Source organism: Streptomyces sp. NPDC032472 (genome assembly GCF_040636955.1).
Lineage (GTDB): Bacteria > Actinomycetota > Actinomycetes > Streptomycetales > Streptomycetaceae > Streptomyces.
In genome coordinates, this window is sequence record NZ_JBEZVK010000080.1 from 1 (window position 1) to 25,707 (window position 25,707).

General features: G+C 71.2%; 25 protein-coding genes and 2 pseudogenes. 8 read left to right on the forward strand and 19 right to left on the reverse strand.

Annotated features, from left to right (window positions below; all coding sequences use genetic code 11):
• Positions 1-116 precede the first annotated feature (116 nt).
• The 7 genes from AB0F11_RS32580 to AB0F11_RS32610 all read right to left on the reverse strand — a co-directional run bounded on the left by AB0F11_RS32580 (position 117) and on the right by AB0F11_RS32610 (position 6,713).
• Complete coding sequence (locus tag AB0F11_RS32580) at positions 117-866, reverse strand: DUF3159 domain-containing protein (RefSeq protein ID WP_362181599.1); 750 nt, start codon at positions 864-866, stop codon at positions 117-119.
• Positions 867-869: 3 nt separating this feature from the next.
• Positions 870-1,289, reverse strand: a complete 420-nt coding sequence (locus AB0F11_RS32585; protein ID WP_362181602.1) for an OB-fold nucleic acid binding domain-containing protein — start codon at positions 1,287-1,289, stop codon at positions 870-872.
• 43 nt (positions 1,290-1,332) lie between these two features.
• Positions 1,333-2,019 carry a response regulator gene (locus tag AB0F11_RS32590; RefSeq protein ID WP_362181605.1) on the reverse strand — a complete coding sequence of 229 codons (687 nt, stop codon included), beginning with the start codon at positions 2,017-2,019 and terminating at the stop codon, positions 1,333-1,335.
• A complete protein-coding gene (locus AB0F11_RS32595) occupies positions 2,016-4,625 on the reverse strand; it encodes a sensor histidine kinase KdpD (RefSeq protein ID WP_362181607.1) in 2,610 nt (869 codons plus the stop codon). Before AB0F11_RS32595 ends, AB0F11_RS32590 begins: the two co-directional genes overlap by 4 nt.
• Positions 4,626-4,814: 189 nt before the next feature.
• A complete protein-coding gene (locus AB0F11_RS32600; protein ID WP_361904736.1) occupies positions 4,815-5,594 on the reverse strand; it encodes a DUF3710 domain-containing protein in 780 nt (259 codons plus the stop codon).
• Position 5,595: 1 nt separating this feature from the next.
• Positions 5,596-6,129: a dUTP diphosphatase gene (gene dut / locus AB0F11_RS32605; protein ID WP_361904739.1), complete on the reverse strand. Its 534-nt coding sequence runs from the start codon at positions 6,127-6,129 to the stop codon at positions 5,596-5,598.
• Positions 6,129-6,713 carry a PaaI family thioesterase gene (locus tag AB0F11_RS32610; protein ID WP_362181611.1) on the reverse strand — a complete coding sequence of 195 codons (585 nt, stop codon included), beginning with the start codon at positions 6,711-6,713 and terminating at the stop codon, positions 6,129-6,131. The genes dut and AB0F11_RS32610 overlap by 1 nt, the downstream gene beginning before the upstream one ends.
• Before the next feature lie 58 nt (positions 6,714-6,771).
• On the opposite strand from AB0F11_RS32610, the gene AB0F11_RS32615 reads away from it, so the two are divergent.
• Positions 6,772-7,245, forward strand: a complete 474-nt coding sequence (locus tag AB0F11_RS32615) for a DUF3093 domain-containing protein (protein WP_361904745.1) — start codon at positions 6,772-6,774, stop codon at positions 7,243-7,245.
• A gap of 58 nt (positions 7,246-7,303) precedes the next feature.
• On the opposite strand, the gene AB0F11_RS32620 is transcribed toward AB0F11_RS32615, so the two are convergent.
• From AB0F11_RS32620 to AB0F11_RS32635, 4 genes are all read right to left on the reverse strand, one after another.
• Positions 7,304-8,221, reverse strand: coding sequence for a hypothetical protein (locus AB0F11_RS32620; RefSeq protein ID WP_362181614.1), 918 nt, complete (start codon positions 8,219-8,221; stop codon positions 7,304-7,306).
• A 12-nt stretch (positions 8,222-8,233) separates the two neighbouring features.
• On the reverse strand, positions 8,234-8,530 hold the full coding sequence (locus AB0F11_RS32625; RefSeq protein WP_114054577.1) for a DUF4193 domain-containing protein: 297 nt from the start codon (positions 8,528-8,530) through the stop codon (positions 8,234-8,236).
• A 392-nt stretch (positions 8,531-8,922) separates the two neighbouring features.
• On the reverse strand, positions 8,923-10,170 hold the full coding sequence (locus AB0F11_RS32630) for a HAMP domain-containing sensor histidine kinase (protein WP_362181617.1): 1,248 nt from the start codon (positions 10,168-10,170) through the stop codon (positions 8,923-8,925).
• 5 nt (positions 10,171-10,175) lie between these two features.
• Positions 10,176-10,829, reverse strand: coding sequence for a response regulator transcription factor (locus AB0F11_RS32635; protein ID WP_362181619.1), 654 nt, complete (start codon positions 10,827-10,829; stop codon positions 10,176-10,178).
• A 246-nt stretch (positions 10,830-11,075) separates the two neighbouring features.
• Between AB0F11_RS32635 and AB0F11_RS32640 the strand changes: the two genes are divergently transcribed.
• Complete coding sequence (locus AB0F11_RS32640) at positions 11,076-11,243, forward strand: hypothetical protein (RefSeq protein WP_362181622.1); 168 nt, start codon at positions 11,076-11,078, stop codon at positions 11,241-11,243.
• Between the two features lie 116 nt (positions 11,244-11,359).
• On the opposite strand, the gene AB0F11_RS32645 is transcribed toward AB0F11_RS32640, so the two are convergent.
• On the reverse strand, positions 11,360-12,214 hold the full coding sequence (locus AB0F11_RS32645) for an inositol monophosphatase family protein (protein WP_362181624.1): 855 nt from the start codon (positions 12,212-12,214) through the stop codon (positions 11,360-11,362).
• A 13-nt stretch (positions 12,215-12,227) separates the two neighbouring features.
• A complete protein-coding gene (locus AB0F11_RS32650; protein WP_362181627.1) occupies positions 12,228-13,400 on the reverse strand; it encodes a ferrochelatase in 1,173 nt (390 codons plus the stop codon).
• Between the two features lie 269 nt (positions 13,401-13,669).
• On the opposite strand from AB0F11_RS32650, the gene AB0F11_RS32655 reads away from it, so the two are divergent.
• From AB0F11_RS32655 to sepH, 3 genes are all read left to right on the forward strand, one after another.
• Positions 13,670-14,935 carry an MFS transporter gene (locus tag AB0F11_RS32655; protein ID WP_362181629.1) on the forward strand — a complete coding sequence of 422 codons (1,266 nt, stop codon included), beginning with the start codon at positions 13,670-13,672 and terminating at the stop codon, positions 14,933-14,935.
• Positions 14,877-16,214, forward strand: coding sequence for a D-arabinono-1,4-lactone oxidase (locus AB0F11_RS32660; RefSeq protein ID WP_362181631.1), 1,338 nt, complete (start codon positions 14,877-14,879; stop codon positions 16,212-16,214). The genes AB0F11_RS32655 and AB0F11_RS32660 overlap by 59 nt, the downstream gene beginning before the upstream one ends.
• Positions 16,215-16,701: 487 nt before the next feature.
• Complete coding sequence (gene sepH / locus AB0F11_RS32665; RefSeq protein WP_362181634.1) at positions 16,702-17,757, forward strand: septation protein SepH; 1,056 nt, start codon at positions 16,702-16,704, stop codon at positions 17,755-17,757.
• Between the two features lie 223 nt (positions 17,758-17,980).
• On the opposite strand, the gene AB0F11_RS32670 is transcribed toward sepH, so the two are convergent.
• Complete coding sequence (locus AB0F11_RS32670) at positions 17,981-18,829, reverse strand: sulfurtransferase (RefSeq protein WP_362181636.1); 849 nt, start codon at positions 18,827-18,829, stop codon at positions 17,981-17,983.
• Positions 18,830-19,015: 186 nt separating this feature from the next.
• Between AB0F11_RS32670 and AB0F11_RS32675 the strand changes: the two genes are divergently transcribed.
• Positions 19,016-19,834, forward strand: coding sequence for a VOC family protein (locus AB0F11_RS32675; RefSeq protein ID WP_362181639.1), 819 nt, complete (start codon positions 19,016-19,018; stop codon positions 19,832-19,834).
• Between the two features lie 38 nt (positions 19,835-19,872).
• Here AB0F11_RS32675 and AB0F11_RS32680 read toward each other — a convergent pair.
• The 3 genes and pseudogenes from AB0F11_RS32680 to AB0F11_RS32690 form a co-directional block, all read right to left on the reverse strand.
• Positions 19,873-20,031, reverse strand: a pseudogene (locus AB0F11_RS32680) (thymidine kinase); the annotation flags it as partial.
• A 218-nt stretch (positions 20,032-20,249) separates the two neighbouring features.
• Positions 20,250-21,290: an inosamine-phosphate amidinotransferase 1 gene (locus AB0F11_RS32685; RefSeq protein ID WP_362181642.1), complete on the reverse strand. Its 1,041-nt coding sequence runs from the start codon at positions 21,288-21,290 to the stop codon at positions 20,250-20,252.
• An 81-nt stretch (positions 21,291-21,371) separates the two neighbouring features.
• On the reverse strand, positions 21,372-22,118 hold the full coding sequence (locus AB0F11_RS32690; RefSeq protein ID WP_362181645.1) for a YqcI/YcgG family protein: 747 nt from the start codon (positions 22,116-22,118) through the stop codon (positions 21,372-21,374).
• Positions 22,119-22,422: 304 nt separating this feature from the next.
• On the opposite strand from AB0F11_RS32690, the gene rocD reads away from it, so the two are divergent.
• Positions 22,423-23,625, forward strand: coding sequence for an ornithine--oxo-acid transaminase (gene rocD, locus AB0F11_RS32695; protein ID WP_362181652.1), 1,203 nt, complete (start codon positions 22,423-22,425; stop codon positions 23,623-23,625).
• Positions 23,626-23,751: 126 nt separating this feature from the next.
• Here rocD and AB0F11_RS32700 read toward each other — a convergent pair whose 3' ends face one another.
• Entirely contained in the window at positions 23,752-24,120 is a 369-nt protein-coding gene (locus tag AB0F11_RS32700) for a dihydroneopterin aldolase (protein ID WP_362181647.1), read from the reverse strand.
• Positions 24,121-24,151: 31 nt separating this feature from the next.
• Positions 24,152-25,378 (reverse strand): ATP-grasp domain-containing protein, encoded by a 1,227-nt coding sequence (locus AB0F11_RS32705; RefSeq protein WP_362181650.1) that lies wholly within the window; start codon positions 25,376-25,378, stop codon positions 24,152-24,154.
• A gap of 198 nt (positions 25,379-25,576) precedes the next feature.
• On the opposite strand from AB0F11_RS32705, the pseudogene AB0F11_RS32710 reads away from it, so the two are divergent.
• Positions 25,577-25,707, forward strand: a pseudogene (locus tag AB0F11_RS32710) (IS5/IS1182 family transposase); the annotation flags it as partial.

Here is a 25,707-nt window from a genome sequence, read left to right on the forward strand (position 1 = left end):
CCGCCCCGGGGTCCCCCCCCCCCCGGCCCCCCCCGCCCGGGCGGCGCGCCCCCCCCCCCCGCACCCGGGGCCGGGGGGGGGGCCCCCGACCGGCGCCCCCGCCCCTTCCCCGTCGTTCAGACCCCCCGCTCCCGGGCGGCCGCGGCCTTGGCCGCCTTCTGCGCGGCCTCCTCGGCCTCGTACTCGGCCATCACGTCGATCGGCGGCGGCGCCTTCGCCAGGAAGACCCAGGTGAAGTACACGGCCAGCACCATCGGCGGCAGCTTCAGCGCGATGAGCACCCAGCCCAGCTGGGTCGCGTCCCCCCACCAGTACAGCGGGAAGAGGATCGCGTACTTGGCGAGGAAGATCAGGCCCCACGCCAGGCTGGCCTTTGTGTACGCCTTCTTGCGCCCCGGGTTGCGGGTCCGCCAGGACAGGTTCTCCTTGAAGACCGGCCCCAGGATCACGCCCAGCAGCGGGAAGCCCACCAGCGCGGACAGCGTGAACGCCACACCGAGCCCGGCTCCGTAGATCATGCCGGGCAGGTAGAACCCCTTGGCGGTGCCGGTGAACAGGGCGAAGGCCACACCCACGCCGACGCCGAAGACCCCGCTGAAGGCGTGCTTGACGGTGTCCTTGCGCAGCAGCCGCACGATCACGAGCAGGACCGCGACGGCGCCCGCCGCGATCGCGGACATCTTCACGTCCTTGTTGACCGTGTAGATCATCACGAAGAGCAGCCCGGGGAGCATCGTCTCCACGGTGCCGCGGATGCCGCCGAAGGCGTCGAAGAGCGCCGCCCGGGTCACCGCGTGCTGGTCGTCGCCGGCCGGGGCCGCGCCCGGCGCGGACCCGGGGGTGGACGGTTTGTCGAGTGACGTCACCGGTCAGTGCTCCTGTCCGAGCGGTCGGAGTTCGTACTTCGGGTTGAAGAGGACCCGGCGGCCGCGGCTCATGGCGATCCGCCCGGAAGCGATCATGCGCCGGCCGGGCTCGATTCCCACGATCGAGCGACGCCCGAGCCAGACCACGTCCAGCGCGGCGGACCCGTCGAAGAGCTCCGCCTCCAGGGCCGGCACGCCGGCCCGCGGCCGCAGCGTGACGGTACGCAGGGTTCCGGTGACCTTGACTATCTCGCGGTCGTGAGAGTCGCAGATCCGCGTGCACCCCGCGGCTTCTGCGTCCTCCTGCAGCTCCGCCGAATGCAGCTCCTCCTGGGAGGTGGACAGCCGCTCTATCATCCGGCGGAACCGGCCCGCCGGCCTGACCCGGGTGGCGGACTTCTCGGGACGCGGTTCAGCACTCATACAGGAAGCGTACCGGCGCCCGCACCCCCTCTCGAAGTCCCCACTACTTCTCGAAGCGGTAGCCCATGCCCGGTTCGGTGATGAAGTGCCGCGGGTGCGAGGGGTCGGCCTCCAGCTTGCGGCGCAGCTGGGCCATGTACACGCGCAGGTAGTTCGTCTCGGTGCCGTACGAGGGCCCCCAGACCTCCTGGAGCAGCTGCTTCTGGCTGACGAGCTTGCCGCCGCCCCGCACGAGCACCTCCAGCAGGTGCCACTCGGTGGGCGTGAGCCGTACGTCGCGCCCCTCGCGCACCGCCTTCTTCGCGGCCAGGTCGACGGTGAAGCCGTCGGTCTCGACGATCACCTCCTCCTCGCCGGAGCCGGCGGCGGGCTCGGCCCGGCGCACGGCGGCCCGCAGCCGCGCCAGCAGCTCGTCCATGCCGAAGGGCTTGGTGACGTAGTCGTCGGCGCCGGCGTCGAGGGCCTCGACCTTCTCGTCGGAGCTGTGCCGGGCGGACAGCACCAGGATCGGCACCCGGGTCCAGCCGCGCAGCCCCTTGATCACCTCGACGCCGTCCATGTCGGGCAGGCCCAGGTCGAGAACGACCACGTCGGGGTGGCGGGCGGCCGCGAGCTCCAGGGCCCCGGCCCCGTCGGCGGCGGCGTCGACCTCGTACTTGCGCGCCTTGAGGTTGATCACGAGGGCTCGGACGATCTGCGGCTCGTCGTCCACCACGAGCACCCGGGTCATGAGGGTCCTGCTTTCTGTCGTATCGGGTCGATGGCTTCGGTCGGGCGGGCGGCGCCGGCCGGGCGGGCGGCGGCTCCCGGACCGGAGGCCGGGGCCTTCGGGCCGGGAGCCGCGGCGCGCAGGGTGAGCACCATGGTCAGGCCGCCGCCCGGGGTGTCCTCGGCGGCCAGGGTGCCGCCGACGGCCTCGGTGAAGCCGCGGGCGACGGCGAGCCCGAGGCCGACGCCGGCGCCGCGCGGGGCATCGCCGTGCCGCTGGAACGGCTCGAAGATGCGGTCCTTGGCCTCGTCGGGGACGCCCGGCCCGCGGTCGACGACCCGCAGCTCGACGCGGTCGCCGAGGTGGCTGGCCGCGACCAGGACCGGTGCGTGCGCCGGGCTGTACTTCACCGCGTTCTCGACGATGTTGGCCACGGTCCGCTCCAGCAGTCCCGGGTCCACGGCCACCATCGGCAGGGTCTCGGGGATGTCGAGCGCCACGCTGTCCTCCGGTACGCCGCCCAGCGCCACGGGGACCACCTCGTCGAGGTCGACCTCCCTGATCAGCGGGGTGACGGTGCCGGTCTGGAGCCGGGACATGTCCAGCAGGTTGCCCACCAGGTGGTCGAGCCGGTCCGCCCCGTCCTCGATGCCCTCCAGCAGCTCGGCCCGGTCCTCCTCGGACCAGTCCACGTCGTCGGAGCGCAGGGAAGAGACCGAGGCCTTGATCGAGGCCAGGGGCGTACGCAGGTCATGGCTGACGGCGGCGAGCAGCGCGGTGCGGATCCGGTTGCCCTCGGCGAGCCGGCGGGCCTCCTCGGCCTCGTCGACGAGCCGCCGGCGGTCCAGGACGACGGCGGCCTGTGCGGCGAACGCCCCGAGCACCCGGCGGTCCTCGGCGGGCAGCACCCGCCCGGACAGGGCCAGCGCCATGTGGTCGCCGATCGGCATGTCCACATCCGCTTCCTCGGGCCGGTCGGCCGGGTGCGGGCCGACGCTGCCGGCCGGACGCCAGGGTTCCACCTCGCTGCCGCGTTCGAGGAGGGCCACGGACTCCATGGCGAAGGTCTCGCGCACCCGCTCCAGCAGGGCTTCGAGGCTGGTCTCGCCGCGCAGCACGCTCCCGGCGAGGAAGGAGAGTATCTCGGACTCGGCGCGCAGCCGGGCGGCCTGGTGGGTGCGCCGTGCGGCGACGTCGACCACCGAGGCCACGGAGACCGCCACGCCGAAGAAGACCGCGATGGCCACGATGTTCTTGGGGTCGGAGATCGTGAAGCGGTGCAGGGGCGGTGCGAAGTAGTAGTTCAGCAGCAGCGAGCCGAAGGCGGCCGAGGCCAGCGCCGGCCGGAGCCCGCCCAGCAGGGCCGCGCCCACGGTCAGCGCCAGGAACAGCAGCATCTCGTTGGCGAGGCCGGGGTCGGCGTCGACGTGCGTGAGCAGCAGGGCCAGCAGGGCGGGGCAGACCACGCCGACGATCCAGCCGGCGGCGGTCCGGGTCCGGCCGAGCTGGGCGGCCGAGCGGGCCACGGGCAGGCCGCGGCCCTTGGCGGCCTCCTCGTGCGTGACGATGTGCACGTCGAGGTCGGGCCCCGATTCGCGGGCGACGGTGACCCCGACACCGGGGCCGAAGACGTACTGCCAGGCCTTGCGGCGGCTGGAGCCCAGCACGATCTGGGTGGCGTTGACCCCGCGGGCGAAGGCGAGGAGGGCGTCGGGGATGTTGTCGCCGATCACATGGTGAAACGTTCCGCCCAAGTCCTCGACCAGCGTCCGCTGGACCGCGAGCTCCTTCGGGGAGGCAGCGGTCAGCCCGTCGCTGCGCGCGACGTACACGGCGAGGACCTCGCTGCCCGAGCCCTTGGCCGCCATGCGCGCGGCGCGCCGGATGAGCGTGCGCCCCTCGGGCCCGCCGGTCAGCCCGACGACGATGCGCTCGCGGGCCTGCCAGGTGGCGCGGATGCCGTGCTCGCCGCGGTACTCCTGGAGGTACTCGTCGACCCGGTCGGCCACCCACAGCAGCGCGAGCTCGCGCAGCGCGGTCAGGTTCCCGGGCCGGAACCAGTTCGACAGGGCCGCGTCCACCTTGTCCGGGCGGTAGATGTTGCCGTGGGCCATGCGCCGGCGCAGCGCCTGCGGCGACATGTCCACCAGCTCGATCTGGTCGGCCCGCCGGACCACCTCGTCGGGCACGGTCTCGCGCTGCCGGACCCCGGTGATGCCCTCCACCACGTCACCGAGCGACTCCAGGTGCTGGATGTTGACGGTGGAGACCACGTCGATGCCGGCCTGCAGCAGTTCCTCCACGTCCTGCCAGCGCTTGGCGTTGCGCGAGCCGGGCACGTTGGTGTGCGCGAGCTCGTCGACGAGGGCGATGGCGGGCCGGCGCGCGAGCACCGCGTCCACGTCCATCTCGGTGAAGGCGGCGCCCCGGTGCTCCAGCTCCTTGCGCGGCAGCTGCTCCAGGCCGTGCAGCATCACCTCGGTGCGCGGCCGCCCGTGGTGCTCGACGAAGCCCACTACGCAGTCCGCGCCGCGCTCGACGCGGCGGTGGCCCTCGGAGAGCATCGCGTACGTCTTGCCCACGCCCGGGGCCGCGCCGAGGTAGATCCGTAGCTTGCCGCGTGCCATGCGCTCATTCTCCGGGACGTTTGCACCGTTCACGCACGTTTGGCCGCCGGTGGGCCCATCCCTGACGCGTTCCTGACGCGCCCGGGCCGGCAGCCCCGGACATGACGGCGGGCCGTACCCCGAAGGAGTACGGCCCGCGGCCGAAAACGGTCGCCGCCCGGAGCGGCGCAGTCGGCGGGGTCCGCCGGTTCAGCGGACCTCGGTGATCTCCGGGCCGCGCTCCAGCTGGCCCATGCCGCCGGAGAAGCGGGAGCCCTCCTGGTCCTCGGTCTGCACGCCGTCCGGCACCATCTGGGCGTCGTTCGGCAGCTTCAGCACGATCGGGTCGCGCGGAGCCATCGGGCCGTCGCCGCGGACGATGACGGTCTCCCGGAAGATCTGCTCCAGCACGCCCGCCGACTCGGGGCGCACGGCGCCCTGGCCGGAGATGACGCCGCGCAGGAACCAGCGCGGCCCGTCGACGCCGACGAAGCGGACCAGCTGGGCGCCGGTCTGGCCGTCGGGCATCGGCACGGGCACCTGGGCGCGCAGCTCCCAGCCCAGCGGACCCTCGACCTCGTCGATCAGTCCGCCCTGCTGGGTGATGCCCGCGGCGATCTCCTCGCGGACCTCGCCCCAGATGCCTTCCTTCTTGGGTGCGGCGAACGCCTGCAGCTGTACGGCGCTGTCGCCCAGCACGACCGTCGCGGCGACGATCGCGTCACCGGCGACCTCGACGCGCAGCTCCATGCCCTCGACACCCGGTACGAGGATGCCGCCGAGGTCCACCCGGCCCTCGGCCGGGGAACCGGGCACCTCGGTGACGTCCCACGGCCCGTCGGGGCGCGGGGCCGGCGGCAGGTTCACCCTGCGGGGAGCGGTGTCGACCTCGGCGCCGCTGTCCTGCTCATCGCCGGCCACGCCGTCCACGACCTGCTCGGCCGCGCCGCCGTCCTTGGCGGAGTCGTTCTTCTTGCGACGTCCGAACACGTCACTGTCCTTCCCGGTCGGATACGACCGAAGCGTAGCCATTCCCACCCTGCTGACCAGCGCCGGATCCGGCCACGGCCGCATGACCGCCGGTGGAGCCGAAACCCCCCTCGGCCCGGGCCGAGCCGGGAAGTTCCGCCACCTCGTGGAAGCGCACCTTCTCGACCCGCTGGACAACCAGCTGGGCAATGCGGTCGAAGCGCTCGAACCGGACGCTTTCGCGCGGGTCGAGATTGACCACGATCACCTTGATCTCCCCACGGTACCCGGCATCCACCGTCCCCGGGGCATTCACGAGCGCGAGCCCGCAACGGGCCGCCAGCCCCGAGCGCGGGTGCACGAACGCCGCATACCCGTCGGGCAGCGCGATCGAGACGCCCGTGGGCAGTACGGCGCGCTCGCCGGGGGCGAGCTCGGCCGCCTCGGTGGTCACCAGGTCGCAGCCGGCGTCGCCGGGGTGACCGTACGCCGGAATGGGCACCTCCGGGTCGATCCGGCGGATCAGTACGTCGACGGGGGCTTGATTCAGGGACATCAGGGGTTCACCTCGAAGGCGCGTGCGCGCCTGACCTGGTCCGGGTCGGCCATCGCCGCCCGGATCTCCTCGGGCCGACCGTTGTCGATGAAGTGGTCGACCTTCACCTCGATGAAAAGCGCGTCCGCGCGCACGGCGACGGGGCCCTCGGGCCCGCCTATCCGGCCGACCGCGGTGGAGTAGATCTTGCGGCCGGCGACGGCGGTCACCTCGGCCTCCAGGTACAGCACGGTATCCACGGGCACCGGCCGTACGAAGTCGGTCTCCAGTCGGCCGGTGACCGCGATGACGCGCAGCAGCCAGTTCAGGGAGCCCAGCGTCTCGTCGAGCGCGGTGGCGAGCACGCCGCCGTGCGCGAGGCCGGGGGCGCCCTGGTGGGCGGGCCTGACGGTGAACTCGGCGGTGACGCTCACGCCCTCGCCCGCCCGCGCCTCCAGGTGGAGGCCGTGCGGCTGGCCGCCGCCGCAGCCGAAGCAGTGCTCGTAGTGCGCACCGAGCAGCTCTCCGGGGGCCGGAGCGTCGGGGTGCCGGACCGGTGCGGCGGCATCGGCCGGGGGCGTCAACGCTGTGTTTCGTCCACTCACAGCCGCTGACCTTACCCGCGCCGCTACCCACCGGTCGCCCCGTGGCAGGCTTGAGGGCATGCAGCTCTCCCCCGCGCACCACGACGAACGTCTGACCGCCCCCGGCTCCTGGTGGGCCATCGCCGCCCTGATCGGCCTCGCCTGCGCGCTGATGCTGCTGCCGCTGGGCCCGCTGCCGCTGCTGGCCGGGCTGGTGGGCGGCGCGGGGCTGGCGGGGCTGCTGGTGAGCTCGTACGGCTCCGCGCGCGTCCGCGTGGTGGGCGGGGCGCTGGCGGCCGGCGATGCGCGGATCCCCGTGTCGGCGCTGGGTGAGCCGGAGGTGCTGGACGCGGAGGAGGCGCGCGCCTGGCGCACGTACAAGGCGGACACCCGCGCGTTCATGCTGATGCGCAGCTACGTGCCGACGGCGCTGCGGGTGCCGGTGACGGACCCGGCCGACCCCACCCCGTACGTGTACGTCTCCACCCGCGCGCCCGAGGCGCTGGCCTCGGCGATCCGCGCGGCGCGGGAGGCGGGCGCGGCCGCCGGCTGAGGCATGCGGCGCCCGCGGCGTCCGTCAGGTCGTCGTCAGGCCGTGGCTGCGGCCGCGGTCATCCCCGGGGCGCGGAGCCCGGCCCCTCGGCCGCGGCTTCGCCGACCCCGGGAAGGGGCTGGGCGGGCTGTTCCAGGGGCGGGAGCTGCGCGAGGGCGTCCCAGGGCACGGCGCGGGCGCGCAGGTCGCGACGGACCTTCTCGGCGAGCTTGCGGGTGTCGCGGCGGTTCATGACCGCGCCGACGGCCGCTCCGATCATGAACGGCATCAGGTTCGGCAGGTTGCGGAACGTCCGCTTCAGGATCTGCTGGCGCAGCTCGCGCTTCATCTGGCCGCCGAGGGCGGCATTGAGCGTCGTGGGCTTCGTCAGGTCGATGCCGCGCTCCTCGGTCCACGCGGTCAGGTACGCGAGGCTGCGGTCCTTGAGGGAGCCGGGCGGCCGCAGGCCGTAGACCTCGTGGAGCTCGGCGAGGAGCTTGAGCTCGATCGCGGCGACGCTGGTGATCTCGGTGGCCAGCTCCACGGGCATGGCGGGCGGCACGGGCAGCATGGCCGCGGCGCCGATGCCGGCACCCACGGTGGAGGTGGCGTTCGCGGCGCCGGCGATCAGCTTGTCGGCCAGCTGATCGGGGCCGAGGCCCGGGAACTGCGCCCGGAGGGTCGCGAGGTCCCGGACGGGAACGCGCGGGGCGTTCTCGATGATGCGGTCGGTGATGTACAGGGCGGCGGACCTGGCGTTTACGCCGCCCTTGCGCACACCGTTCCTGACGGCAGCTTGCAGCCGGCGGGCTGCGGCCCGCTCGCGGGCGCTCTCGTCGGCCCCTGCGGCCAACGGCACCGCCACCGCGGTGCCGGACGACTCGGCGGCCGCGCCGGGAGCTGTTGGGCCCGTCTCCGGGCCCGTGGCCCCCGCCTGCTCCGCCGGTTCACCAGACTTCCAGAAGCGAATCTTCCGGAACGGTGTCGAGCCGGTCACGGCCGACGCCTCTCAGTCGCAGTCGCGGCAGATCGGCTGGCCGTTCTTCTCGCGCGCCAGCTGGCTGCGGTGGTGGACCAGGAAGCAGCTCATGCAGGTGAACTCGTCGGCCTGCTTGGGCAGCACCCGGACGGCCAGCTCCTCGTTGGAGAGGTCCGCACCAGGCAGCTCCATGCCCTCCACGGCGTCGAAGTCGTCGATGTCGACGCTCGAGGACGACTTCTCGTTACGCCGGGCCTTCAGCTCTTCGATGCTGTCGTTGTCGACGTCGTCGTCGGTCTTGCGTGGGGTGTCGTAGTCCGTTGCCATGTTTCGCTCTCCCCCTCTGGGATTTAGCGGTGTCTCAGCGCACGTAACGCGCGAGAGGCCGGACTTGTGCCCGACCTGAGGCGGAGATTTTGCCTCACATCAAGGTCTGTTACTCAATCGACACCCAGCCGCGCTCCCGAAGGAGCAACCGGCTGGGATGACGACCGGGACCGTACACGGTCCCGGGACCGTCTTGCACAAACGCCACCCGGTGTATTTTCCGCCGTCCGGGGGGCCGGAAACCCGGACCTCCCGGCCATTCCGGGCTTCTTGGCCCCTCTTCGGGTGACCCGCCGCACAGGGGCGACCACTGGACCATGTGATCGATCACACAGTCTTCAACTTGTTCACATGGCAATCATTCAGCCGAGGGCGAACAAGAAGACGGGGACTCACAGGGGCAAAGTGACACGCATCACGAGCCCTCCGCCGTCCCGCGGGGTCGCCGTGATCCGGCCGCCGTGAGCGCGCGCCACGGAGCGCGCGATGGACAGGCCGAGCCCCACACCCTTGTCGCTGCCCGTTCGCTCCGTACGCAGCCGCCTGAAGGGCTCGAAGAGGTTGTCCACCTCGTACGCGGGAACCACCGGACCGGTGTTCGAGACCACGAGGACCGCCTGGCCGTGCTGGACCTCGGTCACCACCTCGACCCAGCCGCCCTCCGGCACGTTGTACCGGACGCCGTTCTGCACCAGGTTCAGCGCGATCCGCTCCAGCAGGACGCCGTTGCCCTGGACCACGGCCAGCGCGCGCTCGCCGCGGATCTCCACGCCCTTGGCCGCCGCCTCCGCCCGCGCCTGGTCGATGGCGCGCGAGGCGACCTCGGCCAGGTCCACGGGCTTGCGCTCGACGATCTGGTTCTCGCTGCGGGCGAGCAGCAGCAGGCCCTCGACCAGCTGCTCGCTGCGCTCGTTGGTGGCCAGCAGCGTCCTGCCGAGCTGCTGCAGCTCCACCGGCGCACCCGGATCGGACAGGTGCACCTCCAGCAGCGTCCGGTTGATCGCCAGCGGTGTACGCAGCTCGTGCGAGGCGTTGGCGACGAACCGCTGCTGGGCGGTGAAGGCCCGCTCCAGGCGGTCGAGCATCTCGTCGAAGGTGTCGGCGAGCTCCTTCAGCTCGTCGTCCGGCCCGTCCAGCTCGATGCGCCGGGTCAGGTCCGAGCCGACGACGCGGCGGGCGGTCCGGGTGATCCGGCCGAGCGGCGAGAGCACCCGGCCGGCCATCGCGTAGCCGAAGGCGAAGGCGATGATGCTGAGGCCGAGCAGCGCCATCAGCGACCGGCTGAGCAGGTCGTCCAGCGCGTGCCGGCGCTGCTCCAGGATGCAGGACTGGATCGCCGCGTTGAACTGGTCGACCTGGTCGGTGGTGACACCCGGGCAGTTGGGGCTGGAGACCACGATCTTCTGCCCGCTGACACTGACGATCTTGAACGGCAGGGCGTTGCCCTCCCGCAGCGCCTGCGCCGCCAGCAGGTAGATGATCGACAGCAGCAGGATGCCGGCGATCAGGAACATGCCGCCGTACAGCAGCGTGAGGCGTATGCGGATGGTCGGCCGCAGCCAAGGGAAGGGACCCTCGGGCTGGCCGGGGTCCCAGGTCGGTTTCGGGGGCGCGGGCGGTGGCGCCGGGGTCGCTGCCACCCGCGTCAGATCCGGTACCCGGAACCGGGCACGGTCACGATGACCGGCGGCTCCCCGAGCTTGCGCCGCAGGGTCATGACCGTCACCCGCACCACGTTGGTGAAGGGGTCGGTGTTCTCGTCCCATGCCTTCTCCAGCAGCTGCTCGGCGGAGACGACGGTCCCCTCGCTCCGCATGAGAACCTCCAGCACCGCGAACTCCTTGGGCGCCAGCTGCACCTCGCGGCCCTCGCGGAACACCTCACGCCGGTTCGGGTCGAGCCTGATCCCGGCCCGCTCCAGCACCGGGGGCAGGGCGACGGTCGTACGCCGCCCCAGGGCGCGCACGCGGGCGGTGAGCTCGCTGAACGCGAAGGGCTTGGGCAGGTAGTCGTCGGCGCCGAGCTCCAGGCCCTCCACCCGGTCGCTCACGTCCCCGGAGGCGGTGAGCATCAGCACGCGCGTGGGCATGCCGAGCTCGACGATCTTCCGGCAGACGTCGTCGCCGTGGACGAGCGGCAGGTCCCGGTCGAGCACCACCACGTCGTAGTCGTTCACCCCGACGCGCTCGAGGGCCGCGGCGCCGTCGTACACGACGTCCACGGCCATGGCCTCCCGGCGCAGTCCGGTGGCCACCGCATCGGCGAGCAGCTGCTCGTCCTCGACGACGAGTACGCGCACGTCGTTTCCTTCCTCCGAGCCCTCCAGGGCACACGTGTGTTGCGCCGTCCATCCTGCCCGTTTCAGCCGTAAACCGGCTGTAAGGCGCCACTCGGGGGTGCTCCCCCGGGCGGACGTGAGGATTCCTTGGGCTTGCGAGGTTTCTGCGCCCAGGGTGCCGGGGAGGACGTCAGCACACCCCGACCACTCCCTGACGGCGGACAGCCCTGTGCCGCCGCCGACCCACGAAGAGGGGGCGAACCCACCATGGACGCATTCACCGCGGGTCTCCTGCAGCGCATCAGGACCACGCAGTCCGACCTCAAGCACGCCCGTGAGACGGGCGACGACTTCCTCGCGGACGTGGAACAGGCAGAACTGGAGGACCTCAAGCGGCTCGCCGCCGAATACGGGGTCCCCGTCTCCGCCTACTGACGTACCCGCAGCCACCGGAACCCCGGCCGCCCACCAGGCGGCCGGGGTTCCCCCATGTCAGGGCGGGCGTCAGGGCATGCCGTCGGGGCAGGCCCCAAGGCCCCGCGGGCGACGGCCTACCGGCCGTCGTGCCAGGCCCCGGCCTCCTCCAGCAGCGGCTGGAGCGCCGCGAACACCGAGGGCGTCGCCGCCAGCGCCAGCTCGCCCGAGGCCGGCCGGCCCGGGCGCCCGCCCGTCAGTGCGCCCGCCTCCCGGGCGATCAGCTCGCCCGCGGCCAGGTCCCACGGGTTGAGCCCGCGCTCGTAGTACGCGTCCAGCCGCCCGGCCGCCACATCGCTGAGGTCCAGCGCCGCCGACCCGCCCCGCCGGATGTCCCGCACCCGCGGGATCACGCGCTGCGCCACCTCCGCCTGCTGCGCCTTGCGGGCCTGGAGGTACGCGAACCCGGTGGCCACCAGCGCCTGGTCCAGCGGCGCCGCGGCCCGGCAGGCCAGCCGGGCCTCGCCGAGCCAGGCACCGCCGCCGAGCACCGCGCGGAAGGTCTCCCCGCGCATCGGCGCCGCCACGACGCCGACCACGGTGCGGCCGCGGTACTCGGCCGCGACCGACACGCTCCAGCTGGGCAGCCCGTACAGGTAGTTGACGGTGCCGTCCAGCGGATCCACGATCCAGCGCACCCCGCTGGTGCCGGGCCGGTCCGCGCCCTCCTCGCCGAGCAGCCCGTCCTGCGGGCGCCGCCGCTCCAGGACGGAGGCGATCAGCTTCTCCGCCGCGATGTCCATCTCGGTCACCACGTCGATCGGGCTGCTCTTGGTCGCCGCCACCGCGAGGTCGGCCGGGCGGCCGTCCCGCAGCAGCTCGCCGGCCAGCCGGCCGGCCTCCAGGGCCACGTCCAGCAGCTCGGCCTTCAGGGCCCCGGATGCCTCGGAGGCGTCGGCGGCCCCGGGGGTCTCAGGGGTCTCAGGGGTCATGGTCCACCCTCCCCTACGCGTACGGGCTGTCGGCGCCCGCGGCCGCCGGCCGGGCCCCGCGCGCCGGGCAGCAACCCACCGGGCACAGGTCGTGGCTCGGCCCGAGCAGCCCCAGCGCGCACCGCTCGGCGGGCTCGCCGCGCTCCGTCGCGGCCCGCTCCAGCACCAGTTCCCGCACGGCCGCCGCGAACCGCGGGTCGGCCCCGACCGTCGCCGAGCGGGCGATCGGCAGCCCCAGCTCCGCGGCCTTGGCCACGGCCTCGGTGTCGAGGTCGTACATGACCTCCATGTGGTCCGAGACGAAGCCGATCGGCACCATCACCACCGCCGGCGCACCGGCGCCGTGCAGCGCCTCCAGGTGGTCGCAGATGTCCGGCTCCAGCCACGGGATGTGCGGGGCGCCGCTGCGGGACTGGTAGACCAGCTCCCAGGGCAGCTCGGTGCCCGTCTCGGCGCGCACGGCGTCCGCGATGACCCGGGCGACGTCCAGGTGCTGCTTGACGTATGCGCCGCCCTCCCCGTCGGAGGTGTGGTCCTCCACCGGCCCCGAGGTGTCCGCGGCGGCGGTCGGGATGGAGTGGGTGGTGAAGGCCAGGTGCGCGCCGGCGCGCACGTCCTGCGGCAGCGACTCCAGGGCGGCCAGCACCCCGTCGACCATCGGCCGCACGAAGCCGGGGTGGTTGAAGTAGTGCCGCAGCTTGTCCACGCGCGGCAGCTCGGCCACCCCGTCCTGCTCCAGCGCCGCCAGGGCGTCCGCGAGGTTCTCCCGGTACTGGCGGCAGCCCGAGTACGAGGCGTACGCGCTGGTGGCCAGGACGGCGATGCGGCGGCGCCCGTCGGCGGCCATCTCCCGCAGCACGTCGGTCAGGTACGGCGCCCAGTTGCGGTTGCCCCAGTACACGGGCAGGTCGAGCCCGTGCTCGGCGAAGTCCTTGCGCAGCGCGTCCAGCAGCGCGCGGTTCTGCGCGTTGATCGGGCTGACGCCGCCGAAGCCGAAGTAGTGCTGCCCGACCTCCTTGAGCCGCTCACGGGGGATGCCGCGCCCGCGGGTGACGTTCTCCAGGAACGGAACGACGTCGTCGGGTCCCTCGGGGCCGCCGAACGAGAGCAGCAGGAGGGCGTCGTAGGGGGCGGCGGGGCCTTGGGCCGCCGGGGCGGCCGCAGTGGCGGGGAGCTGGTCAGACATGCGTCGCATCCTGCCACCCGGCGCCCCGGCCGGGGAACGGGGCCCGCCGGGGCGGCCCGGGCCGCACAGGTAAGGTGACCCTTACTTCCGCCTGTATTGTCCTGCGCGGCTCTGCGTTGTTCTGCGTTGTTCTGCGTTTTTCTGCGTTGTTCCGCGTTGTTCTGCATTGCTGTGCGCCGCTCTGAGCTGCACTCATGTTTTCCCCGTGCGGGTGCCGTATCGGCGGTCATAACCTGTACGGGCCGCCCACGTCCCCCACCGGAGGCACCGTGCCAAGTCCCTACCGCGCCATATTCGCCGCCCCCGGAACCCGGGGGTTCAGCGCGGCCGGCTTCATCGGCCGGATCCCGATCTCCATGGTGGGCGTCGGCATCCTCACGATGATCTCCGAGATCACCGGCCGCTACGCGATGGCGAGCGCCCTCACCGGCACCCTCGCCCTGGCGGCCGCGGCCATCGGCCCCCAGGTGTCCCGTCTGGTGGACCAGTACGGGCAGCGGCGGGTGCTGCGGCCCGCCACCCTCGTCTCCGTCGCCGCCGTGGCGGTCCTGCTCGTGGCCGCCGCCAACGGCTGGCCCGACTGGACGCTGTTCGTGTGCGCCGCGGTCGCGGGCTGCGTGCCGAGCGTGGGTTCCATGGTCCGGGCCCGCTGGACCGCGATCTACCGCGACTCCCCGCGCGAGCTGCACACCGCGTACTCCTTCGAATCCGTGGTCGACGAGGTCTGCTTCATCTTCGGGCCGATCCTCGCGATCGGGCTGTCCACCACCTGGTTCCCCGAGGCGGGCCCGCTGATCGCCGCCGTCTGCCTGCTGGTCGGCGTCTGGCTGCTCACCGCGCAGCGCTCCACCGAGCCCGAGGCGCACCCCCGCAGCGCACAGGCCGACGGCGCCTCGGCACTCAACTCCCCCGGCCTGCAGGTCCTCACGGCCACCTTCGTCGCCACCGGCGCCATCTTCGGCTCGATCGACGTGGCCACCCTCGCCTTCGCCGAGGAGCAGGGCGCCAAGCCCGCCGCCAGCTTCATCCTGGCGATCTGGGCGCTGGGGTCCTGTATCGCCGGAATCGTCTTCGGACTGCTCCATCTCAAGGGCCGGACCGAACGCCGTTGGGTACTGGGCGTATGTGCGATGGCCGTGAGTATGATCCCCCTCCTACTGGCCGGGAACCTTCCGTTTCTGGCCGTGGCGCTCTTCGTCTCGGGCCTCGCCATCGCTCCCACGATGATCACCACGATGGCCCTGATCGAGGCGCACGTACCACGCGCGAAGCTGACCGAGGGCATGACCTGGATCAGCACCGGCCTCGCGGTCGGTGTCGCCCTCGGCTCGGCCGTCGCCGGCTGGGTCATCGACGCGGCGGGTGCGCGCAGCGGCTACGTCGTCTCCATCTCGGCGGGGGCGGCCGCGGCGGCGGTGGCGTTCGCGGGTTACCGCCGGCTGACGAGGCCGGCGCAAGGGGAGGAGCCCTCTAGCGATGGCGATGGCGGGGACAGCGGGGACAGCAGGGAAGAACAGCCGGACCGAGTGGCGTAACTGGGCGGGCAACGTCACCGCCGCACCGGCGCGCGTGGTGGCACCCGCCTCGGTCGGGGAGCTCCAGGAGGCAGTGCGCCGGGCCGCCGAGGACGGGCTGCGGGTGAAGGCGGTCGGCACCGGCCACTCCTTCACCGCGGCCGCCGCGACCGACGGAGTGCTCGTACGCCCGCAGGCGCTCAGCGGGATCCTGGGGATCGACCGGGCCGCCGGCACCGTGACCGTGGCGGCGGGCACCGCCCTGAAGGACCTGAACCGGGCCCTCGCCGCGGAGGGCCTCTCGCTCACGAACATGGGCGACATCATGGAGCAGACGGTCTCGGGCGCCACCGGTACCGGCACCCACGGCACCGGCCGCGACTCCGCCTCCATCGCCGCCCAGATCCGCGGCCTGGAGCTGGTCACGGCGGACGGCCGGCTGCTCAGCTGCTCCGAGAAGGAGAACCCCGAGGTCTTCGCGGCGGCCCGGATCGGCATCGGGGCGCTCGGCATCGTCACCGCGATCACCTTCGCGGTGGAGCCGCTCTTCCTGCTGACCGCCCGTGAGGAGCCCATGCGCTTCGACCGGGTGACCGCCGAGTTCGAGCAGCACGTCGCGGAGAACGAGCACTTCGAGTTCTACTGGTTCCCGCACACCGGCAACTGCAACACAAAGCGCAACAACCGCAGCCAGGGCCCCGCCGCCCCGCCCGGGACCGTCAGCGCCTGGATCGAGGACGAGCTGCTGTCCAACGGCGTCTTCCAGGCCGTGAACTCCCTGGGCCGCGCGTTCCCGGCGACCATCCCGTCGATCGCCCGCGTCGCGAGCCGCGCCCTGTCCGCGCGGACCTACACGGACATCCCGTACAGGGTGTTCACCAGCCCGCGCCGGGTGCGGTTCGTGGAGATGGAGTACGCCCTTCCGCGCGAGCACGCGGTCGAGGCGCTGCGGGAGCTCAAGGCGATGGTCGACCGCTCCCGGCTGCGGATCAGCTTCCCGGTGGAGGTGCGGACCGCTCCGGCGGACGACATCACGCTCTCCACCGCGTCCGGGCGGGAGACCGCGTACATCGCCGTGCACATGTACAAGGGCACCCCGTACCAGGCCTACTTCACCGCCGCCGAGCAGATCTTCACCGCGCACGGCGGGCGGCCGCACTGGGGCAAGGTGCACACCCGGGACGCGGAGTACCTCGCTCGGGCCTACCCCCGTTTCGGGGAGTTCACGCAGCTGCGCGACCGGCTGGACCCCGACCGCCTCTTCGGCAACGACTACCTGCGGCGCGTGCTGGGCGACTGAGTACCGGTCAGGAGCCGCGTCCGCCTGCAGGGCCGGGCGGGCGCGGCCGACGCGCGGACGAAGGGGAAAGTTCCGTTTCTGCGGATTCTGTGAAACAAGACACCCGAAACGGGCGCGCCCGCAGGTCCGGCTCGATCCGGGGCAGCCCAACTCCCGCCGCCGGGGACAAGTTCGACGGCGCGGCGGTCCACCGAGGTGGCCCGAATGGAGTACTGTGGCGAGCCCTGGGGCCGTCCTTCCTTTCGGCTGTCCGGACCCGGGAGAGGGGGCCGGTTGATGGAGAAGCGGCACTCGGACCGGTGATGCCGCGGCATTGCACGGCCACCTGCTGCGCACAGTAACCAATCGGTCACTGTGCGTACCCAACAGGTAACCGTGCCATAACGGCGATCAAGGGCGCATGCCCGACACGCCGGTTTAACTCGGCAAGGTTGTGGCAGGCTGCACCCGGGCAGGCCACACTCGACTAGCGGAAGCAGCGACGCACGTGACGTCGGCAGGCACCACCCGGGAGGTCCCCATGCCCGAACTGCGTGTCGTGGCCGTCTCGAATGACGGCACACGACTGGTGCTCAAGGCTGCGGACAGCACGGAGTACACGCTTCCGATCGACGAACGGCTGCGCGCTGCCGTGCGCAACGACCGCGCGCGCCTGAACCAGATCGAGATCGAGGTCGAGAGCCACCTCCGCCCCCGCGACATCCAGGCCCGCATACGGGCCGGTGCCTCCGCTGAGGAGGTCGCTCAACTCGCCGGCATCCCCGTCGACCGCGTACGCCGCTTCGAGGGCCCCGTCCTGGCCGAGCGCGCGTTCATGGCCGAGCGGGCGCGCAAGACGCCGGTGCGCCGGCCCGGCGAGAACACCGGACCGCAGCTCGGCGAGGCCGTGCAGGAGCGGCTGCTGCTGCGCGGGGCCGAGAAGGACTCCGTCCAGTGGGACTCGTGGCGCCGCGACGACGGCACCTGGGAGGTCCTGCTGGTCTACCGGGTCGCGGGCGAACCGCACTCGGGGAGCTGGACGTACGACCCGCCGCGCCGGCTGGTCGTCGCGGTGGACGACGAGGCCCGCTCGCTGATCGGCGAGACGGACGACCTGCCGACCGCGCCGGAGCCGAGCTTTCCGTTCGTGCCGAGGATCGCGCGGCTCCCGCGGGACCGGCCGCTCGACCGCACCCTCGACCGCCAGCCGGAACGGCCCGTCCCGGTCGCACCGGCGCCGGAGCCGGAGGAGGAGCGGGACACGCTGACGAGCCTGCTGGAGGCGGTGCCGAGCTTCCGGGGCGACCTGGTCGTGCCCGAACGCGCCGATTCCCCGGCGGAGGAGGCGGAGGCGGAGGAGCCGCCGGCGGCCTCGGCCGGGGCGGGTGCGGGGTCCGCGTACGCGGATGTCCTCATGCCGCGGACCGTGGCGGGGCACCGCGAGCGGCTGACCGGCACCACCGACCGGCAGGCGGAGGCCGACGGTGTCCGCCCGGGCCGCCGGGCGGCGGTCCCCAGCTGGGACGAGATCGTCTTCGGCACCCGCCGCAAGAAACAGGAGTAACCCCGCCCGGCTGGCCGCCGCCGCTGCGCGGAGCCGTTTCCCCTACCCGCCCCTTCCCGAACCGGGCTCCGCCCGGACCCGGTTCCGGGCGCTCCGCGCCCGGTGCGCTCAAACGCCGCGCGGGCTGGATCTTGCCTCTGCGCGGCAATTCCAGCCCCGCCGGCGTTTCAGGCGCGGGGTCCGGGGCGGAGCCCCGATCTCGCAGCGGCAGCCGACGGGGCGGCTACTGCGGGTCCGGGCCCGTGGCCACGGGGCGGGCCGGGTCCGAGGACCATTCCGACCAGCTGCCCGCGTACAGGGCGGCGTCGATGCCCGCGACCTGCAGGGCCAGCACCTCGTGGGCGCCCGAGACCCCCGACCCGCAGTACACGCCGACCGGCGCCCCGCCCGAGGCGGCCCCCAGGGTGGCGAAGCGGGCCCGCAAGGCATCGGCCGGCAGGAACCGCCCGTCCTCCGCCACGTTCTCCGTGGTCGGCGCCGACACCGCGCCGGGGATGTGCCCTCCGACCGGGTCGATCGGCTCGACCTCGCCCCGGTAGCGCTCCCCCGCCCGCGCGTCCAGCAGGATCCCGCTGCGCGCGAGCGCCGCCGCCGCGTCCGCGTCCAGCAGTCCGACCGCCCCAGGACTTGGCTTGAAATCGCCCTGCGCGGGAGCCGCCGGCTCCGTCGTCACCACGCCCCCGGCGGCCTTCCAGGCGTCCAGGCCCCCGTCCAGCACCCGCACCTGCGGGTGACCCGTCCAGCGCAACAGCCACCACGCACGTGCGGCCGCCCACCCCAGACCCCCGTCGTACACGACGACCGGCGCGTCCGCGCTCACCCCGGCCCGGCGCATCACCGCGCCGAACTCCTCCGGGTCCGGCAGCGGGTGGCGCCCGCCCGCCCCCGGCGGACCGGCCAGTTCGCGGTCGAGGTCGACGTACACGGCACCCGGCAGGTGCCCGGCCTCGTACGCGGAGCGCAGATCGGGGCCGCCCAGCTGCCAGCGGACGTCCAGCAGCACCGGCGGCCGGGGACCGGCCAGCTCGGCCGCCAGTTCGGCGGCGGAGACAATCGCAGGGTTCGCAGTCATGCGGCCCATCTTCCTCCCCCTGTTCCGCCCGGTGTAGCAAGCCCGACATCGACAGGCCGCACCGATTCGGTCATCTCCGCCCGCTCCGGCGAATCCCGGCCGGTCGGGGCGCGCCGGACCCGCGGGAGTGGAACCATCTGGTCCGACACGCGCGTGAGCGCGGCGACGACGGAGGAGACGGCTGACATGAGCGAGGCAGCGGAAGCAACACGGCGCCCGCCCGGCACACCCTGCTGGTCGAGTCTGATGGTGCACGGCCTCGGCACCACCGAGGCCTTCTACACCGACCTGTTCGGCTGGGAGTACGAGCCCGGCCCCGAGCCCTTCGGCCCGTACGTCCGCGCCCTGCTGGACGGCCGCGAGGTGGCCGGCATCGGCGAGCTGCCGCCGGACCGGCACCTGCAGGTGGCCTGGACCACGTACTTCGCCACCGACGACGCCGACACCACGGCCGAAATCATCCGCTCCTGCGGCGGCACCGTCGCCGTCGGGCCGCTGGACGCGGGCGGCGCGGGACGGATGGCGATCTGCTCCGACCCGCTCGGCGCGGTCTTCGGCATCTGGCAGGCCGAGGAGCACGTCGGCACCCGGCTCTCCGGGGTCCACGGCACGCCGGTGTGGGCGGAGCTGCTCACGCAGGACACCTCGGCCGTGGCCAAGTTCTACGAGCACGTCTTCGGCCACGAGGCCGAGCACCGCGCCGCCCCGGCCCCCGCTCCCACCCCGCCCGCCGCCGACTTCGACTACGTGACGCTGCTCCTCGGCGGCCGGCCGGTCGCCGCCGTCCACGGGGTCGGGCGCTCCCTGCCGCACGACCGGGGCCCGCACTGGATGACGTACTTCGAGGTCGACGACGCCGACGCGGCCGCGGCCCTGGTCCACCGCCTGGGCGGGCGCGTCGTCCAGCCGCCGCGCGAGGGCCTGACGGGCCGCGTGGCGACGGTCACGGACCCGGAGGGCGCCCTGCTCGCCCTGGTCGAGCTACGGCCCGGAAACCACCACTGACGGGCGTCTGCCCGCCCCGGCCGTGGCCGCCTGGTTGAGTCGTCCACGATGCGGGCCAGCTGGTCGATCTGCTCCGGGGCGAGGAACTGGGCCTCGTCCGCGATGACGTAGTCCGCCCTGCCGCCCTTGGACAGCTCCTCGACGAGGTGGGCGTAGACGTCCATGGCGTCGGTGACCTCGACCGCGTCAGCCAAGAGGTTAGGGGAAAGGGCGTGCCATGACTCGATCTTTTAAACGATCGAGTCCCTATCGAACCCGGAACGGCATGTTCCAGACACGTAGCAAAAGGGAAAGGCCGAGGCCGTGTGAACTCTTCAGAGCGTGAGACCAGACGACATCTCGCACAGCATGCAGAAGGGTCCCGCCGCGGGAGAAACCCGGGGCGGGACCCACATGCGGTGAATCTCCGCAGACTTCACCGATAGGTGGCGAGTTCGCCCCTACGACGCACGTCGAGCGTCACACAGTGGAACCCACCGCCGAGCGACCTGGCGTGGGTGAGCTGCGCGGGGATCACCTCCACCTTGTGGCGCTCCAGCTCCCGGATGAGGTCCGTCTGCCGCTTGTCCACGATGGCTTGCCCGGGCGCGGTCACCAGGAAGTTCATCCCGATCCACACCGACCCCCTCGGGTGCTTGCCGACGTAGCCGATGTCCACCAGCTCCGGGCATTCGATCCGATCCCAACCGCGCAGGAACTCGGGCATGTTGTCGTCATTGACCCGGGACGGATTCACCATGATGAGCCCCGGCCGCAAGGGAGTGAGCGTCGAATCGATGTGCGTGGACGGGTACAGCCCCTCGCACGGGTGCACGGTGTACTGCTCCCCGAGCACCGCCTGCAGCCAGAGCGCGCCGAGCCTGTTGCCGCTGTCGGAGACCTGGTAGAGCACATCCGTACCGAACCTGAGCACGTTCGCCGCGTCGAAGACCGGTTCCAGATCCCGCAGCCGCTGCCCCGGTGCCGCGGTCGGCTCGTACAAGGCGTCGGCCAGCTGGGGCTTGGGCGCCGACAACCAGCGCGCACCGCTCCTGAGGTACTCCACGAACAGGTCCTTGTAGGCGAACCCTTCGAGGAACCGTGAGCGCAGCACCATCGGCGACTCGATGATCGTGTTACCGACCGTGAGGAACCCGTCCCGGGGGCAGTAGTCGTGGAACCCGTCGGTGCTCCAGTCCGGAGTGGACACCATCGATTTGTGGTCGCGCCCACCCGGCCGCCGCACGGTCACACCGAGGTCGGTGAGCAGCCCCACCAGTTCTTCGAGTTCGGCCTCGGTCTCCTCGAGCACGTGGCGGGGATACGGGCCGGTCTGAATCTCCTGCGGATCGTCGAAGTCTGCGTACTCCGCAGCCATCAGACTCCGGTCCGTGACCGGCACTTGCGCGCCCGAGATGGTCCCTACGACGATCTCCTCGAGCGGATCCCATTCCGTGTGCACATCGACCAAGCTCATCAGGCTGTCCCTCTCCGTATTGTCAAGCGATCGAGTCATCGTCCAGTCATCGGCTACTACGAGTTCGAATCCGAGCAGCCCCTACCTGTTCCGGAACGGACACTTCGCATCGCTCTGCGGTGGCTGGTTGTGGTCTTCGAGAAAATACTGATGCCATTCACGAATACCCGGCGTTCCGAAATCACCGAGAACCGGCGTCGGAGGTATTTTGTCGTAGGAGTGAAGGCGCTCCCTGATGAGCTTACGACCATTTTTGCCGGCCGGAGTGTCCTCGGTGATGTCATCGAAGACGAAGCGGGGCTGGAACGCTATGCTGAAATAATCGAAGTGACGACTGTCCCGGAATTCATACGCCGGCGCGTTGGCGGCGATGAACAGCTTCATGCCAGCAAAGCAAAATTCCCACCACTCGCTGTCCGTATCCGTGGGGACTTCCGAGGGCCAGGGACTGTCGTCCAGGCCGTGAAGCGTTTGAAGAGTATCCCAGAACATACTGCGGTAATCTTCCAGCGTCTCGTTCCCCGGAGTGGGGGCGAAGAATGTGACCAGAGACGTGCGCCGCCCCAAGGATGGCGCTATGCGGACATACTCGCGAAGCGCCATGGCGAGGTGTTCCCCTGCACCTTCCCCCTGGGGGATGAAAGCGTATCGCAGGTTCTCCGTCCGAAATGCGTCAACACTGTAGACGCACGGGAACGGCCGCTCTTCATCCATCATCAGCCTGGAGAATTTATCGGCCGCGTCGCGCTCCCATTCGATCTCCCTGGGGGCGGAAGGTTCGAATATCCAGCCGTCTACAGAATTCGAGACTGGCAGCTTGTTCGTCATCGACAGGTACCCTTCTCCAAGAATGTCCTTGTGCCTTACGAATGCGCCGCACTCTGGCCACACTCGACGACAGTGAAATGGTGAATCGAATCGGCTTCGAGTCAGCTGCCGGTGCGTACGGTGATCCTGTCGTGCCGAGTTGAAAGGACGCTACGGGCACCTCCGCCACCTGCGCGTCCACGGCAGGTTCAACCGCGATGACTCATTGTGTTTACAACTTTTCCGGCCGACTACGCATTCTGCTTATCCCGTGGGCGGCATGCGCGTGCCAGTCTTTTCTGGATTTCGAATAAGGAGTTTCACCATGACTGTGGATGTCATCTCCACTCAGGACCACATCGCCCTCGCAGAGCGCTGGGGAGCTCACGACTCCGTACCGTTCCCGGTGGTGCTCGCCGACGGAGAAGGCGCCTGGCTGAACGATGTGGAAGGGCGGCGCTATCTCGACTTCCACGGCGGCTACTCCGCGATCAACTTCGGCCACCGGCACCCTGACCTCGTTGCCGCGGCGAAGGCGCAGCTCGACCGGATCACACTGAGCACCCGGGCTTTCCACAACGATCAGTACGCACCGTTCTGCCATGAACTGGCCGAGCTGACGGGCACCGAGATGGTGCTGCCCTCCAACTCCGGTGGCGAGGCCATCGACACCGCCGTGAAGATCGCCCGGCGATGGGCCTACCAGGTCAAGGGCGTTCCGGACGGCGCTGCGGAGATCATCGTCGCGGGCGCGAACTTCCACGGTCGTACGATGACGATCATCTCCTTCTCCACACACGACAACCACCGCGCGGGTTTCGGTCCCTTCACGCCCGGCTTCAAGGTGGTGCCCTTCGGCGACATCCAGGCGCTGCGCTCGGCGGTCACCGAGAACACGGCCGCGATCCTGCTGGAGCCGATCCAGGGTGAGGCCGGCGTGGTGGTTCCGCCGAAGGGATACCTCACCGAGGTCCGTGAGCTGTGCGACGACAGCAACACGTTGTTCATCGCCGACGAGGTCCAGTGCGGACTGGCCCGCAGCGGCCCGACGCTGGCGCTGGACGACGAGGGTGTACGTGCGGACATGTACACGCTCGGCAAGAGCCTGAGCGGCGGGCTTCTGCCGGTGTCCGCGGTGATCGGGCGCGCCGACGTCATCGGCGTGATCAAACCCGGTGACCACGGCTCCACCTTCGGCGGCAATCCGCTGGCGTGCGCGGTGGGCCGCGCGACGGTTGCGCTGCTGGCCACCGGGGAGTTCCAGGAACGCTCCCGCGAACTGGGTGCGCACCTGCACTCCCGCCTCAACGAACTCGACGGCGTGACCGAGGTCCGCGGCCGCGGTCTGTGGGCCGGGGTGCAGATCGCCGAAGATCGTCTGGCCGGACGCCGGGTGACCGAGGCGCTGGCGGAGCGCGGGCTGTTGTGCAAGGAGGCCAAGGGACACCTGCGGGTGGCGCCTCCGCTGGTCATCACTCGCGAGGAGATCGACTTCGGCGTCGACGTAATCGCCGACGTACTGGCGTGACCCCGCCGCCGTGGCGGCCGGTCCCCACCGGCCGCCACGGCGCAGCAAGCGGGCATGGGCAAGGGGCCCGGCTCTCAGAGAGCCGGGCCCCTTGCCCGCTTGCCGTTGGCGCCTGTCACGGTCGCTTCACCAGACGCAGGCAGACGTCCTCGGATACGCCGCGACCGCGGACCGCTGCTCCGGGCGGCGGGTAATCGTCACCGTCACGTCCCCAGAGTGCGGCTCGCCGGCAACTCCCGGCCCACGGACCGTGACCTCCACCTCGCGTACCGCCGGGTGACTCAGGCTCATGTCGGCGAGCTGCTGGGCCAGTGTCTCGGCCAGGTCGACCGGGCGTTCTTCGACGAAGGCCACCACTTGCTCGCAGATCAGCCCGGAGTCGAGCGCGGGTGCGGGGCCGTCGGCGGTCGCGGCCGGTCCGCGGTCGACGCCGAGGACGACATCGATGACGAAGTTCCCGCGCGCCCGCAGTCCCCGGACAGCCAATCTTTCCATTAATGCCACCTCTCCAGGTCGAACGAGGCCCTTACACGGGGTCGTAGAGGTAGTCGCTTTCGATCTGCCGCAGTCTCCGGTAGTCGGCGCGCACCACTTCCGGGTCATCGGAGACGAGATAGACCCATCCCGGCAGCGTCGCCACATCGATCGTCCGGGGCAGCAGGTGCCCTTCCGGATGCGCCATGAGGGTGTGGGCGTGCGACGGCAGCGCGCGAATGGCGGCCATTTTCTCGTGGGACGGGATCACGCCGTGATCCCTTGAGTTGATGAGAGACACCCACCGGGTGTGCTGCAGCATCTGGTACACGGTGGTGGGCAGGCGGTTGAATTCGTCCGGCTTCGCCATGGACAGCGCAAGGAGCTCCACCTGGCTGGTGCCGAAACAGCGCGTGCTGATCTCCGGAATCTGAGCGCCCGCGGGGCGCGCTGCGCACTCGACGAGTACCGGCCCGTCTGCGGTCAGCATGACCTCGCTATGGCCGGCGCAGTTGCGGATCTCGAGGGCGTCAAGGACCTGGTGCGTGTATGACTCCAGGCTTTTGGCGACCGGGTCGTCCGGCGACAGCGGCTCGTCGTAGTCGTAGACGAAGTTGCCACCGGGGAGCCGCACTTTGTAGTAACGCCAGATCTCGACGGTGTGGTGTCTGCCGTCCCGGCTGACCGTATTGATGAAGTACTCGTCCCCGTGCAGGAATTCCTGCGCGAGTACCACGGTGTTCCTCATCCCGTGCCGGTCGGAACTGCCCATTATCTTCGCGTGGGCGGTGCGGATCTCCTCCGGGGACGAACATGCCATGACGTTGTCCGCGCCGGCGCTGGCAACCGGTTTCAGGACAACCGGATAGCCGGCGGTTTCTTCCGCCCACTCGACGACATCCTCGGCATCGGCGGAGACAATGGTGGCCGCGTGCGCCAGGCCGGCTTCGCGCAACGCCAGCACCATGTCGTATTTGTTGCGGCGGGCGGCCGGTCTGCTCATCCCGTTTCCAGGAGTGCCGAGTTCGGCGGAGAGCTGGTCGGCCAGCGCTACGCCCGACTCGCCACCGGAGATCACCTGACCGACACCGTACTCCCGCAGCACGGAAGCCGTGGCCGCCACATCGCCTTCGTGCCGGATATTGGTGACGAAGCCGTCGGGGACCGGCATCTGTCCCAGGTGCACATCGGGGTTCGGCGACTGGACGTGCACACATTCCATGCCGTGCCTGCGCAGCGCCGGCACGAGGTGGCGACCCAACGAGTACGCGTCGACCAATGCGGCTCGTGTCACTTGTGCGCGGGAACTGATAGGTATCATCCGCCACTTCCTTGCGATCGGGACGTCAGTAGAGTGGCACAGGTGGGGCCCGTCCCTGGTAAGTGAGATGCGCAATCGCGGGGGATGAATGTCAACCCGCGCTGACCCGCCGCTAAGACATCGTTTCTTTTGGCGTGATCGTTCGTTGAGCCGTGCATGACGGACTTGGTCGAGCGGCTGGTGCCGGACGAACTGTGGGTGTTGTTTCGGCGGGTGGTACCGCCGACAGAGGTGATACGTCCGCAGGGTGGCGGCCGGCGGCGAGCAGGTGACCGCGAAGCGTTGGC